This window comes from Roseibium sp. AWQ4_254, assembly GCF_056161025.1.
Genome location: NZ_JBSWYH010000016.1, coordinates 37,625 through 52,321, shown reverse-complemented (window position 1 = coordinate 52,321; position 14,697 = coordinate 37,625). Strand labels below are relative to the sequence as shown.

General features: G+C 58.1%; 11 protein-coding genes, 1 pseudogene and 1 other annotated feature. Of the genes and pseudogenes, 5 read left to right on the top strand and 7 right to left on the bottom strand.

Going from position 1 to position 14,697, the window contains the following annotated elements; translation table 11 throughout:
* Positions 1 to 22: 22 nt before the first annotated feature.
* Together ACXAIC_RS13680 and ACXAIC_RS13675 are read right to left on the bottom strand one after the other, a co-directional pair.
* A complete protein-coding gene (locus ACXAIC_RS13680) occupies positions 23 to 1,378 on the bottom strand; it encodes a lysine N(6)-hydroxylase/L-ornithine N(5)-oxygenase family protein (protein ID WP_475179916.1) in 1,356 nt (451 codons plus the stop codon).
* Positions 1,375 to 2,580, bottom strand: coding sequence for an MFS transporter (locus ACXAIC_RS13675; RefSeq protein WP_475179913.1), 1,206 nt, complete (start codon positions 2,578 to 2,580; stop codon positions 1,375 to 1,377). Before ACXAIC_RS13675 ends, ACXAIC_RS13680 begins: the two co-directional genes overlap by 4 nt.
* Before the next feature lie 377 nt (positions 2,581 to 2,957).
* Here ACXAIC_RS13675 and ACXAIC_RS13670 point away from each other — a divergent pair.
* Positions 2,958 to 4,186, top strand: a pseudogene (locus ACXAIC_RS13670) (IS3 family transposase).
* Positions 3,239 to 3,355 (top strand) — a sequence feature (AL1L pseudoknot). (Overlaps the previous pseudogene by 117 nt.)
* Positions 4,187 to 4,394: 208 nt before the next feature.
* Here ACXAIC_RS13670 and ACXAIC_RS13665 read toward each other — a convergent pair.
* The 3 genes from ACXAIC_RS13665 to ACXAIC_RS13655 are packed head-to-tail and all read right to left on the bottom strand — an operon-like array spanning position 4,395 to position 7,807.
* A complete protein-coding gene (locus tag ACXAIC_RS13665; protein WP_475179908.1) occupies positions 4,395 to 5,684 on the bottom strand; it encodes a flavin-dependent oxidoreductase in 1,290 nt (429 codons plus the stop codon).
* Between the two features lie 36 nt (positions 5,685 to 5,720).
* On the bottom strand, positions 5,721 to 6,899 hold the full coding sequence (locus ACXAIC_RS13660; protein ID WP_475179903.1) for a cytochrome P450: 1,179 nt from the start codon (positions 6,897 to 6,899) through the stop codon (positions 5,721 to 5,723).
* Positions 6,900 to 6,919: 20 nt separating this feature from the next.
* A complete protein-coding gene (locus ACXAIC_RS13655) occupies positions 6,920 to 7,807 on the bottom strand; it encodes an amidohydrolase family protein (protein ID WP_475179898.1) in 888 nt (295 codons plus the stop codon).
* 104 nt (positions 7,808 to 7,911) lie between these two features.
* Here ACXAIC_RS13655 and ACXAIC_RS13650 point away from each other — a divergent pair, with 104 nt between their 5' ends.
* The 4 genes from ACXAIC_RS13650 (at position 7,912) to ACXAIC_RS13635 (ending at position 11,772) form a co-directional block, all read left to right on the top strand.
* Positions 7,912 to 8,697: a crotonase/enoyl-CoA hydratase family protein gene (locus tag ACXAIC_RS13650; protein WP_475179895.1), complete on the top strand. Its 786-nt coding sequence runs from the start codon at positions 7,912 to 7,914 to the stop codon at positions 8,695 to 8,697.
* A gap of 116 nt (positions 8,698 to 8,813) precedes the next feature.
* Positions 8,814 to 9,851, top strand: coding sequence for a TRAP transporter substrate-binding protein (locus tag ACXAIC_RS13645; RefSeq protein ID WP_475179892.1), 1,038 nt, complete (start codon positions 8,814 to 8,816; stop codon positions 9,849 to 9,851).
* A 68-nt stretch (positions 9,852 to 9,919) separates the two neighbouring features.
* Entirely contained in the window at positions 9,920 to 10,447 is a 528-nt protein-coding gene (locus ACXAIC_RS13640; RefSeq protein ID WP_475179890.1) for a TRAP transporter small permease, read from the top strand.
* On the top strand, positions 10,444 to 11,772 hold the full coding sequence (locus ACXAIC_RS13635) for a TRAP transporter large permease (RefSeq protein WP_475179886.1): 1,329 nt from the start codon (positions 10,444 to 10,446) through the stop codon (positions 11,770 to 11,772). Before ACXAIC_RS13640 ends, ACXAIC_RS13635 begins: the two co-directional genes overlap by 4 nt.
* Positions 11,773 to 12,113: 341 nt before the next feature.
* On the opposite strand, the gene ACXAIC_RS13630 is transcribed toward ACXAIC_RS13635, so the two are convergent.
* Both ACXAIC_RS13630 and ACXAIC_RS13625 read right to left on the bottom strand, forming a co-directional pair.
* Entirely contained in the window at positions 12,114 to 13,901 is a 1,788-nt protein-coding gene (locus ACXAIC_RS13630; RefSeq protein ID WP_475179883.1) for a feruloyl-CoA synthase, read from the bottom strand.
* A gap of 26 nt (positions 13,902 to 13,927) precedes the next feature.
* On the bottom strand, positions 13,928 to 14,695 hold the full coding sequence (locus tag ACXAIC_RS13625) for an SDR family NAD(P)-dependent oxidoreductase (RefSeq protein WP_475179877.1): 768 nt from the start codon (positions 14,693 to 14,695) through the stop codon (positions 13,928 to 13,930).
* Between the last annotated feature and the right edge of the window lie 2 nt (positions 14,696 to 14,697).

Sequence of the window (14,697 nt, the reverse complement as noted above, 5' to 3'; positions counted from 1 at the left end):
ATCTGGTCCTGTTGCGAAGGGCTCAGCCGGCAGCGGCTGCTTGTTCCAGAGACGTCGCGACAGGTTGGTCCAATCGCGGCCAGCTGATGATGTCGGCGCTAGGCTCCACATCGAAGACCTGGCTGCCCGCGAGGGCATTGACGATGACACCGGCGCGCCAGGCCATAAGGCTCATTTGCGGGTCAACGATCCCATGGGAGGCGAGGCCCATATTGAGGCCGAATATGCGGTTCTCGGACGGGCCGTCGAAGGTCATCCGGTAGTCCTGTGACAGATGGGGAATGCCGGCAGGGTCACAGTCGATGCGATTGCATAGAGGTGCCATGAACTCCGGCAGGCTCGGCTTTGCACCTATCGCCAGAATGATGACATCGGCGCCTAGCGTTTCCGCCGTTTGGCAGGGGGTCACGTCCGTATGGATGCAATACCCCGTGGCGTCCCGGTCGAGTGCAAAAACGTTGCGACCCGGCAGAAGGGTGACGGTGTCGGGCGCATTTGCCAGATGTTTCCTGCGGTAGACTTCCTCATAGAGGGCGTCGATGGTGGCGGGCGTGAGGCCGTCGCTGGCGAGTTTTTGTCCTGCGACTTCGCTGCGTTTTCCAGCCTGGGGAAGCGTCTGGTAAGTCGAGACATAGCCCGGTGTGAAGACCTGATCGACGAAGCCTCCTTCTTCCAATGGCGAGAAACGGGGGAGGTTGCTGATCCAGGATACTTGCGCGGGGTCACGTCCCGGTGCGGTCAAGAGATCAAGCACGATCTCGGCACCTGTTTGACCTCCACCGATTACCGCGACGCGCTTGCCGCTGAAAGATGCTGCACGGTGGAGATAATCGCCGGCATTGAAACATGTTGGACCGATGTGAGGGACGGCCCAATCCGGCTTGTTTGGTTTCATGCCGGTGGCGACTGACAGGTTCCGCGCACGGCTTTTCAGGCCGTTATCAAGCTCAACCTGGAACGCCTCTCCATCAAAGCTTACTTCGCGCACTCCGCTATCCCACCGAGTGCTTGGCAGGCGGTGTGCGACCCAAGCCATGTAGTCTGAAAACTCGGTGCGGCTGACGCCAGTAAAGCGCCCGGCCATGAAATCGTAGAAGCGCTTTTGCTCAACGAGATAATTGACGAAGGAGTGGGGGCTTGTCGGCAAGACGGGGGTCACCAAGTCCTTCAGAAATGAAGTCTGCAGGATGCTGCCAGGAAACATCAGACCTGCATGCCAGACAAACTCCGGCTTCTGGTCAAAGAACGCGGCATTCATCTTCGGCATGCTGTCGAGAAGGGCAGCGACGCTGAGATTGAATGGGCCGATGCCTATGCCGATCAGGTCCTTGATCGCATCAGGAGCATTGGGTGATCCAACTGGGGCCAAGGAGGTCATTCAGAAGTTCCTTTGCGCGGACTGAGGGGCTGGACGGGCAGTACCCTGCTGATGAGGACGGCGATGAAAACCAGGAAAACCAGTAGAGCTGCGAACTGAAGCGCAAGCGTCAGATCGACGTCGCCGAGGTAGGCAAACAGGGTGGTTCCGCAGGCCAGGCCAAGCATTTGCGCGCTGGCGAGCCACGTTGATACCTGTGGTCTGTCTGCCTTGGGTGTTTCTTGAAGCTTTGCCGTCAGATTGGCGCTCAGGGCCAGGGCCGTGCCAATGGCGAGAGCGCAGGCTGCGAAGGACAACTGAAGTTGGGTCGATGCTTCCGCCAGACCCAGCAGGCCAAGGAACAGAATGAAAATCCCGCTTGTGAGCGCGAGGTGCAATCTGTCGGAAAACAGCCGTGTCAGCACTAGTTGGGTGAAGATGCCACACAGGAGCGCAAAGGTCAGAGCGATGCCTGCGGCTGATGTGGCCTCTGTGGCGTCGGCCGAAAGCCTTTCGAGTATCAGCGGCGCGAGGAGCACATAGGCGGCGCCGATCGTGACTTGAACGGTCGCAGCAATGGACATTGCGAGTATCGGGAGACCGCTGAGACCCAACCGAGTCTTGCGATCAGCCTCAGAGGTTGTTTTCGAAAGACTTTGTGGCGCGCGCGCGATGCCTGTCAGGGCGTAAAGGTATGCGGGTATGACAACCAGGATTGGCATGGCTGCACCGGCAAGGAGCAGTGGCGTTACCAGGGCATTGCCGGCAACCCTGCCGATGCCGTTCATGGCGTTCAATGATCCGATCGCGCCGAGCAGTGATTTGCCGTTACCGTGGTTGGATCTTAGGGCCTGCGCTACCGGCAAAGCCGCAGCTGCGGAGGCGCTGTAAATCAATCGCGCGGCAATCAGCAAAAACAACCCAAAGTATACATGCTCGGTTGAGCTCTGTGCCAAGACCAAGGAGCAGCATAGCAAAAGGATGCCAACGAGGCTGCCCGTTGCACTGCACATCAACGCTTTTCGGAGGTCGGTCTTGGTCGCCGCGTACCCCCATATCGGGGTCGTGCAGGCCGAGACCAGAAGGCCGCCGCCAATGATGGCGCCGAGCGATGAAAGCGAGAGGTCGTAAATCTCCTGAAGGATAGGCACCATAACCACAAGCGTCGCTTGATGGAATGAATTATACAGCAATATCAATCTAATAGACGAATTGTCAGACATTGACGCCTTGCTGGGTCATCGTTTCGATGCGCATGACAAATACATGAGTAAATTACTCAAGTAAATAGATGCACCTCATTTTAGGAATGAATTTTTACGAACACGCGTTGCTGCAAAACGCGCTTCTGCGCGATGATCGACGCTATCTAAGTGTTGATTTAAATCCGCGGTTCGCGGTCGTGAAGCATGAAAAGACAGATGAACAGCAACACAACCTATGATTTATGTTCCTGTCGCAAAGATTGTCGTGTTTGACCTTCTCCCCGATATCCGGGCCATTGCACACTGGAATTTTCCACCTTTGAATGGATGAAGGAGGAAGACTGAACCGCCCTGGGTTTACCGGAGGCTCCAACTTCTGAGAAAGTGGAGCCGATATGAGCAAAACAACAAACAAGTTTTCATCTGAAGTTCGCGAACGCGCCATCCGCATGGTGCTCGACCATGAAGCCGAACATCCGTCCCGTTGGGCCGCAGTGTCTTCTATCGCAACCAAGATCGGCTGCGCACCGGCGACGTTGCATGAGTGGGTCAAGAAGGCAGAGGTCCACAGCGGCAAACGAGCTGGCCTACCGAGCGATGTGGCCGAGAAGATGAAGGCCCTGGAGCGGGAGAACCGTGAACTTCGCCAAGCCAACGAGATCTTGCGCAAGGCGTCTGCTTATTTTGCACAGGCGGAGCTCGACCGCCCATTTAAGCGATGATTTCCTTCATCGAAGAACACCGTCCGGTGTTTGGGGTCGAGCCGATTTGCAGGGTTCTGCCGATTGCCCCGTCGACTTATTATGAGAATATCGCCAAGCGTGAGGATGTGGATCGCCTATCGTCCCGCGCTCGCCGCGATATTGCTCTGAAGATCGAGATCTGCCGTGTCTTCGAAGAGAACTTTCGGGTCTATGGCGTGCGCAAGATCTGGCGGCAATTGCACTGGGAGGGCTTTGACGTCGCCCGCTGCACGGTGGCCCGGCTCATGAGGGCCATGGGGTTTCAAGGGATCATTCGCGGTAAGCCGGTCAAGACGACGTTCCCGGAAAAGTCTGCATCCAGCCCGCTCGACCGGGTGAACCGCCAGTTCAGGGCTCCAGCGCCGAACAGGCTCTGGGTTTCGGACTTCACCTATGTCGCCACCTGGCAGGGCTTCGTCTATGTCGCCTTCGTCATCGACGCATTTGCCCGGCGCATTGTCGGCTGGCGTGTCAGCCGGACGGCCCACGCCACCTTTGTCCTCGATGCCTTGGAACTGGCGCTTCATGATCGACAACCTGCTCACGGCGGCGGTCTCATACATAATTCCGACAGGGGTGTTCAGTACGTGTCGATCAGGTATTAGGAGCGGCTGGCCGAAGCTGGCATTGAGCCCTCCGTCGGGAGTGTTGGTGACAGCTACGACAATGCTCTCGCAGAAACGATCAACGGGCTTTACAAGGCCGAGGTTATTCATCGGCGTGGACCGTGGAGAAACTTCGAAGCAGTCGAATTCGCAACACTCGAATGGATCGACTGGTTCAACCACAGGCGCTTGCTGGAGCCGATCGGAAACATCCCTCCGGCTGAAGCAGAGGAACAATACTACGCCACGCTAGATCAAACGGCCGAAGCCGCATAACTTAAACCAAACAGCCTCCGGCACATCCGGCGCGATTCAGTTCTCCGTTTGCCCGCGTTGCAAAGGGTTTGATGCTCATGACCGGCTTGGTGCTATCGCCCTTCGGGGATGCAACGCCCCGTGACAGGCCCGGATCACCGTTGAATGCAATTTGTGAACAGCCTGATCAGATTGGGCTTGGAGCCCCAGGTTATTGTTGCGGTGCTGCTTATTGCGCAGTCAATGTGACATTGGCTCCCGCCGGTATCGTTTGGTCTGCATTGTTGAGTGTGTCCATCGCGAAGCCTGCAGCCGTCTTGTAGCCAGCCATGAATGCCGCACGCTCGTCCGCCGGTATCACGTCATCGATATTTTCAAAATCACCGCCACATCGCTCGTCCAGCAAATTCAACAGGCCAAACGGACCCGCCCCACGGTTCCGAAGCACCAATTCGGAAACGGGCGAGCACAGCTGCGCGTCATAAGCCGCCAAGGCGCGTTCGCACACGCCATGCCCGAGCATTTTTGCGCCTATCACCCTTGCATCGACAATCGCCTGGCTCGCCCCGTTGGATCCGGTCGGATACATGGCGTGGGCCGCGTCTCCCATCAACGCCACTGAACCGTCAACCCAGCTTGGGATCGGATCTCGGTCGATCATCGGGTTCTCATAGGCGCAATCCGCCCGTTCCAGCAGCGCGGGGACATCGAGCCAGTCGTAACGGAACCCGTCGAAAAAATGCACAAAATCTTCGATCTCAACGGGCCGGAACCACCCCTCCTGCTGCCAGCCCTTTTCACTGTCGACAACAACCTCGGCAATCCAGTTGACCAACGAATAGCCGTCAGGATCCGGCTTCGAAATCGGATAGATGACCATGCGCTGGCGGTGCGTGCCCAAGCCGACGAAGGAGGCCCCCGTCCTGAGCGGTCTGGCCCGAACCGTTCCTCGCCACATGATCGCCCCGCCCCAGTGAATTGGCGCTTGGCCGGGATACATCTGGGCGCGTATTGCCGAATGAATCCCATCCGCGCCAATCAGAAGGCGGCCGCGAAGCTCTTCAACCGTGCCATCCGCAAATGTCAGCTGTGCACCAACGCCCGCTTCGCTCTGGACGTATCCGCTCACCCTGGCACCAAGCCGGACGGCGTCCTCCCCGGCCCTTTCGACAAGGGTGCGGTAAAGCAGCATGTGAAATTCACCCCGATGCACGGCATATTGCGGCCACCTGTAGCCTGCTTTGATCCCGCGCGGCTCCGCATAAACTTCCCTGCCGTTCAGGCCGACGAGCGCCCACTCCTCGGCCGGGATGCCAACTTCATCCAAGACACTGGCATCGAAACCAAGATCGAACAGCTCGCGGACCGCGTTGGGTTGCAGGTTGATCCCGACGCCAAGGGGACGCATCTCGTGCGCTGTTTCAAATACCGTGAAGGGAACGCCAATCTGATGAAGGGTCAGCCCCAGGGTCAGCCCGGCAATACCGCCACCCGCGATGAGAACTCTGTTTCCGTGCATAGTCACCTCCTGTTGATTTCCTCAAGTCCAAAGAGGCTACTGAAGAAGCACCGGTATCTGCACCGGTCCGCGAAACCCGAAACCGCGCCAGATCACCGCGTCTCGATCAGGAAGTTGCATATCCGGAAACCGATCGAACAACTGGGGCAACATGATCTGCCCGATCGCTCGGCGCGCGACATGGGTGCCCTGACAGAAATGCGGGCCATTGCCGAAGGACTGATGGCGGCAGTCCTTTCTGTACACGTCAAAGACCTCGCCATTCTCGATCACGTCTTCGTCGCGATTGGCGCTCGCCTGGATCGTCATCACCGTATCGCCCTTGGGAACAAGACAACCGCGAATTTCGGTATCCTCGGTCACAAGTCGCGAAGAAGCCGATATCGGGGCAACCCACCTCACGCCTTCCTCGAACGCACGCATCCAGTCACCGGTCCTTTTGACCTCGGCCAGTTGGTCGGGGTTGGTTAGGAGACCATAGAGCGTGGTGTTCAAGGCATCTCGCGGTTCATTGATCCCACCTCCGATCGCGATCTTGATATTCGCATATATCTGCTTTTCGGGGATGGGATCCTGCGCGTTGAGCATGACGGAAAACGCAGACGAGTTGGGCGCAGCCCGGTGCCGGTCCCGTAACCTGTCGAGAAGCGCATGTATCCCCTGATTGGCCCGGTCCGCACGCTCGAATGGAGCGTCCAGCCAACCGAAATTACCGGCCCCTTCGATCAGAGCCTGCGACCACTCCATCATGTCCTCGTCGCTGGCTTCTTCAATACCCAGCAGGATAGCAAGACCCCGGGCGGCGTAAGCACCCGAGAGGATCGCAAAAAGATCGACCACCTCGCCACGCGGCAAGCGTGCCACGTATTCCTCCGCGAGTTTCTGGTACCGTGGCATCCACTCGCTCGTGATCACCTTCGGGGCAAAGGCAGGCGCCATGGCCAAACGTTCGTGTAGATGGGCCTCACCATCCTTGCGCATCAGTGTATGCGCCCAGAACGCACGCTTCATCGGCGTGTTTGGATCATCCGAACTGAAGAGTTCCGGGTTGTCCTTGACGTATTTGGTGTCGGCCGCCTTGGTCAGGAAAGTACGGCCTGCCGCCTTGACCCGGCAGACTGGTGCTTCCCGCCGGAGCCGGCGATAAATCGGAAACGGATCGAGATCGAGCTGTCCGAGCGTAATCGTTTCATTCAGCGGCGCGTACTCTGCCATGTCATCCTCCCGGCAAGAGATTAGGCGGTCTCGCCCAGCAGCCGCAATGCGTTTTGCTTCAGAATGAGTGGACGCACCTCGTCCTTGAATGGAGCCTTCTCAAAATCGGCCAGCCACCGATCCGGCGTGATTGCAGGCCAATCGGAGCCGAACAGCATCTTTTTCTTCAGGATCGAGTTTGCGTATTTGATGAAGATCTCGGGGAAATACCTCGGCGACCAACCCGACATGTCGAAATAGACGTTGGGTTTGTGCTGTGCGACGGCAAGGCCCTCTTCGGTCCAGGGAAAGCTCGGATGGGCCAGCACGATCGGCATGTCGGGAAAATCCACCGCCACATCGTCCAGATGCATCGGGTTTGAGTATTTCAGCCGCATCCCCATCCCGCCGCGCATGCCTGAGCCGACACCGGTCTGGCCCGTATGGAAGAGCGTAATGACACCTTCTTCGGCACAGGCCTCAAGAACCGCATAGCAGGCTTCCCGGTCATTCGGGAAAAAGCCCTGCATCGTGGGATGAAACTTGAAACCGCGCACACCAAATTCGCGCACAAGACGGCGCACCTCGCGTGCTCCGGCTTTGCCCTTGTGGGGATCGATGGACGCAAAGGGGATCAGAATATCATCGTTTTCAGCGCAAAGCTGGGCAACCTCTTCATTGGAATACCGGCGGAACCCGGTTTCACGTTCGGCATCCACGGGAAAAATAATGGCCGCGATATTGCGTTCGCGATAATAGGCCGCAGTATCCTGAACCGTCGGCAACATACCCTCAGCGCCCGCCGGATTCTTGAAATACGCCGCCATGCCTGCCTGGAACTCGTTGTACCCATCGTCACGCCCATGATTGCAGGGCTCTTCCGCATGTGTATGAAAATCAATGGCCTTTACAGTTTTGAAGTCAACCATGCCACGGCTCCAGTCACGATTTTTCGGGGTCTTGCTGAAAACGCTATACATTAAAACTGTTTACCGATACAACAATAAACAACTGAAATCTAATGGAACTGAAAATGCAGGACGGGACAGCCCAGACCGGCAAGGTCACGCGGATAGAGATCGAAGGCGACATTGCGATACTTGTGTTCAATCGCCCCGAAAAAAGAAACGCGATGAATGACGCTTTGGTGGACGAGCTGGACCGGTTCTTTTCTGATCCGCCCGCAGGGGTGAACGCGGTTATCCTGCGCGGCGAAGGTGGGCATTTCTGTGCGGGACTTGATCTGGCCGAGCACGAACATCGCGAACCGGTCGAAGGCGTCTTCCATTCGCGCAACTGGCATCGTGTCTCCGAATTGATTGAATTTGGCGGACTGCCCGTCATTTCTGTCCTGACCGGAGCGGTGATCGGCGGAGGACTGGAAATAGCGGCCTCGACACATGTCCGCATCGCGGAGGCAGGTGTCCGGTTCCAATTGCCGGAGGGGCAGCGTGGCATCTTCGTCGGCGGCGGCGCAACCGTGCGGGTCGGCCGTCTGATCGGAGCCGACAGGATGCGGGAAATGATGCTGACGGGCCGAAACTATGATGCCGAGGAGGGAACGCGCCTGGGTCTTTCCCACTATGCCGTGGGACAAGGGGAGGGTCTCAACCTTGCACGCTCGCTGGCGCGCAAGATCGCTGACAATGCGCCCTTTTCGAACTACCTGATGATCAACGCCCTTTCCCGGATCGGAGACATGTCGAGATCGGATGGGCTGTTCACCGAAAGCCTGGCCGCTGCAATGAGCCAGACGTCTGACGGTGCGAAGGAAGGACTTCGTGCCTTCCTTGAGAAAAGGGCCCCCAAGTTCAGGTAGAGGACATCTGATACAGCCTAGGGCGGGGCACTTGAAAACGTGAGCAGACACCGGTTGATTAGGGTCAGGGACAAAACAGAAATTTACAAATGCATGGAGAACTAGGGAGGACATCCATGAAAAAACGCGACTTCATCAAAACGGCGATTGCAGGCGTGATTGCCTCAGCTGCCTTGGGCAGCGCGGCCTATGCGCAAGACGTTACGCTGCGCCTACACCAATTCCTGCCGCCCCCTGCACCGATACCGGCGCAGATCCTGAAACCCTGGGCGGCGGGCATTGAGCAAACCTCCGGCGGCCGCATCAAGATCGAGCATTTTGACGCAATGTCCCTTGGCGGACGTCCGCCTGAACTGATGGATCAGGCGCGCGACGGTGTCGTCGACATTGCCATGACTGTCGTCGGATACACCCCGGGCCGCTTCCCGCGCACCGAGGTCTTTGAATTGCCATTCATGATGACCAATCCAGTGGCAACGGCAGCGGCTTTCTGGGAAATGGTGGAAACGGACTTCCAAAGCAACGAATACAAGGACGTCAAGGTGCTGGGTGCCTGGGTGCACGGTCCGGGGCTGATCCATACCCAGGATGGTGTGACCAGTCTTGAAGACATGCAGGGACTGACCCTTCGTGGACCGACGCGCATCATCAACGACCTGCTGGGCGAATTGGGTGCGGAGCCGGTCGGAATGCCTCTGCCCGCGATCCCTGAGGCGATTTCCAAGGGTGTTGTGAAGGGCACCGTGATCCCCTGGGAAGTAACCACAGCCATCCGGCTTTCGGAACTCGTGGACAATCACACCGAGTTCGCTGGGGAGGAAGCGCTTTACACCGCCGCGATCGTCCTGGTCATGAACAAGGCCAAGTATGACGCACTGCCGGACGACCTGAAGGCAATTCTCGACAAGGCGTCCGGGGCGGCGCTCTCGACATTTGCGACGCAGGTGATGTGGGACATGGACACGCCGGCCAGATCGATAGCCGAAGAAGCTGGAAACACGATCGTCACCCTTGACGATGCGGAAGTCGCCCGCTGGAAAAAAGCTGCTGAACCCGTGATCGAACGCTGGATCTCGGACATGAACGGCAAGGGCATTGATGGCGCTGCGCTGATTGAACAGGCCAAGGCTCTGATCGAAAAGCACAGCGATTAACCTAACGTTAACCCAAATGGAAAGGCGGCCAAGGCCGCCTCTCACCTCCTCAGAGGAACGGGGAACGCATGTATCGCATTCTCAACCGCATTGCTGAAATGATTGCCAATGTCCTGGCGCTGGCCGGAGGCGCGGCCCTGCTTGCCATCATTGCCCTGACATGCGTGTCCATTGCCGGGCGGGCCATGGGTCCATTCAATATCGGACTGGGCCCGATTCGGGGCATCTATGACATCACCGAGTTTGGCATGGCCGCTGCAATTTTTGCGTTTCTGCCCTGGACACAGTTGCGCGAAGCCCATGCGCGCGTCGATCTGTTTGCACCGGTTCTGCCCAGAATGATGGACAAGCTTCTGGACCTGATTTTCAACATCGCGATGTTCTTGGTGGCCGTCGTCGGCACCTGGAGGCTTTACCTCGGCATGATGGACAAGCTTTCCTACGGCGAAACAACCCTGATTGCGCAAATTCCGGTTTGGCAAGGATATGCCGCATGCCTCGTCGGCGGACTGGGGTTCATCCTCGTTGCGTTTTTTTGCATTATCAGATCGCTGCGCCGACTCTCGGGATGGCCCTATGAAGGAGAGCCTGCGTGACCAATATCGAACTCGCGCTCTGGTCCTTTCCGGTCCTGCTGTTACTGGTCTTCCTTCGTGCCCCCATCGCGCTGGCAATGATCGGTGTGGGGGTCGGCGGCACCTGGTTGGTCATCGGCACACCAATGATGACCTTGAATCAGCTCAAGACGCTGACTTACGGAACCTTCTCCAACTACTCATTCTCGATCATCCCCCTTTTCCTGCTGATGGGCCAGTTCGCGACCTTGTCTGGCATGTCGTCCTCGCTGTTCAAGGCAGCCGAAAGTTTCCTCGGACATCGAAGGGGCGGGGTTGCGATGTCGGCCGTAGGAGCCTGTGCGGGGTTTGGTGCGATTTGCGGTTCGTCGCTTGCGACAGCAGCCACCATGGGCCAGGTGGCCCTGCCCGAACTTCGGCGCTACGGGTATCCCGGTTCACTGGCAACCGGCGCCCTTGCCGCGGGCGGCACGTTGGGCATCTTGATACCGCCGAGCGTTATTCTGGTGATCTACGCCATCCTTGCGGAACAGAATATCGAAAAGCTCTTCGTTGCGGCATTGCTCCCCGGCATCCTCGCAGCCGTCGGATATATGGTTGCCATCTCGATCTGGGTGCGGGTCTCGCCGAACAGCTCCGCGGTCAAGGAACGGATCCCTTGGGGGAAGCGGCTGAGGGCACTCGCTGCAGTCTGGCCGGTCGTCACGATTTTCCTTGTCGTGGTTGGCGGCATCTATGCCGGCATCTTCACCCCTACAGAGGCCGCCGCTGTCGGTGCGGCAGGGACAGGCATTGCAGCTCTAGCATCCGGTGAAATGAACGCAGACCGGCTGAAACAGGCAATCCTTTCAACTGCCGCCGCCTCGGGCATGATCTTCCTGATTATCCTTGGCGCGGGGATCTACAACAATTTCCTGTCACTGACTCAGCTTCCCCAAATGGCATCCGTCTGGGTCGGTGAGCAAGGATTCTCGCCTTGGCTCATCCTGACCATCGTGCTGATCATGTATCTGATCTTCGGCTGTGTGATGGACAGTCTGTCAATGGTCCTGCTGACTGTTCCGATCATCTTTCCCATCATGTCCGTCCTCGACTTCGGGATGAGCGTCAATGACTTCGGCCTTTGGTTCGGTATTCTGGTGCTGATCGTTGTTGAAGTGGGGCTTATTACGCCGCCAGTGGGAATGAACCTGTTCATAATCAATTCGATGGCCAAGGACACTCCGATCGGCCAGACCTACAAGGGCGCGCTGCCCTTCGTGATTACGGATATGGTTCGGGTCGTGATCCTCGTCGTTTTTCCGGCGATCACGCTCTGGCTTGTTTGGCTGATCGACGCAATTTGAAAGCGCGGGAATAAAGGAAAGCAGGGCCGCAAATAGTACCTTGCGGCACCTTGCTTATCCGCATCAGAGCCTCGTGCGATAAGCCTGCACCATTTGATGCTGGAAAGCAGATCTTTCGGCAAGGCGCTTTGCGCAGCGAGATGCGGTGTATCGGGCAAGCGACGCAACGCTGCAGATGGGATGCTTTCCATCATCCGAGGCGCTGGTCTGCTTTGTCCGCTGACATCGTTGGATCGCACTTGAGGTGGGAAACACCAAGGCGCGCGATCCGCCGCCTCAGCAGACAAAGCAGATCCGGTCAAATCGTGCAGACTTAGCGCAGGATGCTCTAACCGGAAGTTTCAGACCCTCAGCACAGACCCCTGGTCTGAGTACATTGCTGTGACAAGGTCTTCGTGGTTGGCGCGCAAGGCCCGCTGATTAAGAGAGCCTTTTTCCGTTATCTCGCCCTTGTCGAAACTCGGCACACTTTCGAGCACCATCGCCCGGCGTATTCGCGTGGCGGACCCCGTAGCTGTTTCTGCAGCAGCCTTCAGCTTTTCGGACAATTCGGCGGCACGGCGGTTTGCCTCCATCTGCTCAGCCCGTTCCGACAGGATCAGCAGCGCACCGAGTTCCGCTTCGTTTTCGCCCACAATGACCGCATCCCGGATCAGACCGTCCATCGCATCAACGAGTGCGCCGCGCACCGAGCCGACCGCGACCCACGTGCCCGTGTTGAGCTTGAAGTTTTCCGCAACGCGCCCGTCAAAGAAGAACCCCTTGGAGAAGTCGGCCGGATCAGCGGGACGCAGGGCATCCCCCATCATGTAATAGCCTTCGTCGTCAAAGACCTCGGCCGTCTTGCCAGGATCGCCATAGTAGCCTGGCGTGATGCTGGGACCCTTGAGACGAAGTTCGAGCTTGCCGCCGTTCGGCACCAGTTTCATCGACAATCCCTTGGCCGGTACGCCGACATTTCCGGACTTCTCCTGGGGTTCGGTGCAGGACAGGGCAAAGGGCGCGGTCTCGGTCGCCCCGAGGCTGGTCGAGAGAAGAACGTCGCGACCCGTGGTCTTCCGGGCAATCGCCCTCAGGCGTTCCCAGGTCAGTTGAGCCATTCCTGCCCCGGCGTAGAACATCATCGAGAGCTTTGCGAAAAATGTTCTCGCCAGCGCTTCATCACGCTCCAGTTCCTCCACCAGTTTGTCCCAACCCACGGGGACATTGAAATACCAGGTGCAGGAAATCTCGCGCAAGTTTCGGATCGTCTCTTCGATCTTTCCAGGCACGGGCTTGCCGTCGTCGATGTAATAGGTTCCTCCATTGGTCATCACGAGGTAGGAAACCTTGTTGCCCGCAGCAGTGTGGTTCCAGGGTGCCCAGTCCAGGACCACCGGTGGCGTGTGCTCCAGGAACCTGTAGCAGTCCCGCACCATCGCCTGCATCGTACAGATCATTCGGTTCGTGTTGATGACCGCCTTGGGAGACCCGGTGGAGCCGGACGTAAACAGGTATTTGACAACGGTGTCCGGCCCAATCGCCTGCCGTGCCCTGACCGCCCCCTCGGGATCCGTTGACAGAAGGTCTTCGAAACGCACGGCATCTGCGGGAACATTCTCCAGCGCAATGACCCTGCGCCCTTCATCCGAAATAGCCGAGAGTGCCGGGGCGAATGCGCCAGCATCATCGACGAACAGGGCGCCCGGTTTGAGATTGGCAGCAATGTCCTTGAGCTTGCCATGGTCTTTGGAGACCAGAGAATAAGCAGGCGACACCGGCGCATACGGGATGCCGACGTAGAAACATGCCGCGCCCAAGAGCGCATGTTCGAGCGAATTTCCCGAGAGGATAAGCAAGGGGCTATCCGGCCCAAGGCCCATGCCCAGAAGGGCCGCGCCGATACTGCGGGCCCGGTCACGCGCATCACCATATGAAATTCGCCCCCACGCCCCGTCCGGACCCCGCCGCGCGATCCATGTGTGGTCCGGCGTTGCATCGGCCCATTTGTCGAGATAGCCCGCCAATGTCGGCAAATGGTCGGGCAGTCTCCCCTTTTGGCGCATGATCAGCGTGCCGTCTGCGCGCTCGTCGTAAACGAATGCCGGATCCCAGAAATCCGCAGTCTTCGGGGTCGCTTGCGAATTCATCGTGTTCCTCCTCCCAGGTGTCTTAGTTAGCGTGGGGCCATGCGGATTGCCCCGTCGAGACGGATGACCTCGCCGTTCAGCATCGGGTTCTGCGTGATATGGGCAACCATCGCTGCATATTCCGCCGGGTCTCCCAACCGTGACGGGAATGGCACCTGCGCGCCAAGCGACGCCTGCACGTCCTCCGGCAATTCTTCAAGCAGGGGCGTCAGGAAAAGTCCGGGAGCGATCGTGCAGACGCGTATGCCCTTGTCGGCCAAATCACGCGCCATGGGCAAGGTCATTCCGACAATCCCCCCCTTGGATGCCGAATAGGCAACCTGGCCCACCTGGCCATCGTAAGCCGCGACGGAAGCGGTATTGACGATGACGCCTCTGGCACCGTCATCATCAACCGGCTGTGCCGCGACCATACGTGCTGCTGCCTGCGAGGCGCAGTTGAAACTGCCCATCAGATTTACGCGCAGCGTTCTTTCAAACAGACTGAAATCGTGTGGTTCGCCGCGTGACACGGTTTTAGCCGCCCCTCCAATCCCGGCGCAGTTCACAAGAACACGCGGCACGCCAAAAGCCCCCGTGACCTTGTCCAAACCTCGAGCCACAGATGACGGGTCGGATACATCGACACGCATGAAGAGGCCGTCTATGCTTTTTGCATGGGCCTGACCCTTGTCTTCATTCAGATCAAAAAGACCGACCTTCATGCCGCTCTCGGACAGTTTGCGAGCGGTGGCAGCACCAAGTCCTGACGCCCCCCCGGTCACGACAGCGCAGCATCCGTTCCAGTCCTGCATGG

Coding starts and splice junctions, on each gene's coding strand:
- ACXAIC_RS13680 (WP_475179916.1), bottom strand. CDS start 1,378: ATGACCTCCTTGGCCCCAGTTGGATCACCCAATGCTCCTGATGCGATC.
- ACXAIC_RS13650 (WP_475179895.1), top strand. CDS start 7,912: ATGCAGGACGGGACAGCCCAGACCGGCAAGGTCACGCGGATAGAGATC.
- ACXAIC_RS13645 (WP_475179892.1), top strand. CDS start 8,814: ATGAAAAAACGCGACTTCATCAAAACGGCGATTGCAGGCGTGATTGCC.
- ACXAIC_RS13630 (WP_475179883.1), bottom strand. CDS start 13,901: ATGAATTCGCAAGCGACCCCGAAGACTGCGGATTTCTGGGATCCGGCA.
- ACXAIC_RS13665 (WP_475179908.1), bottom strand. CDS start 5,684: ATGCACGGAAACAGAGTTCTCATCGCGGGTGGCGGTATTGCCGGGCTG.
- ACXAIC_RS13655 (WP_475179898.1), bottom strand. CDS start 7,807: ATGGTTGACTTCAAAACTGTAAAGGCCATTGATTTTCATACACATGCG.
- ACXAIC_RS13675 (WP_475179913.1), bottom strand. CDS start 2,580: ATGTCTGACAATTCGTCTATTAGATTGATATTGCTGTATAATTCATTC.
- ACXAIC_RS13660 (WP_475179903.1), bottom strand. CDS start 6,899: ATGGCAGAGTACGCGCCGCTGAATGAAACGATTACGCTCGGACAGCTC.
- ACXAIC_RS13625 (WP_475179877.1), bottom strand. CDS start 14,695: ATGCAGGACTGGAACGGATGCTGCGCTGTCGTGACCGGGGGGGCGTCA.
- ACXAIC_RS13640 (WP_475179890.1), top strand. CDS start 9,920: ATGTATCGCATTCTCAACCGCATTGCTGAAATGATTGCCAATGTCCTG.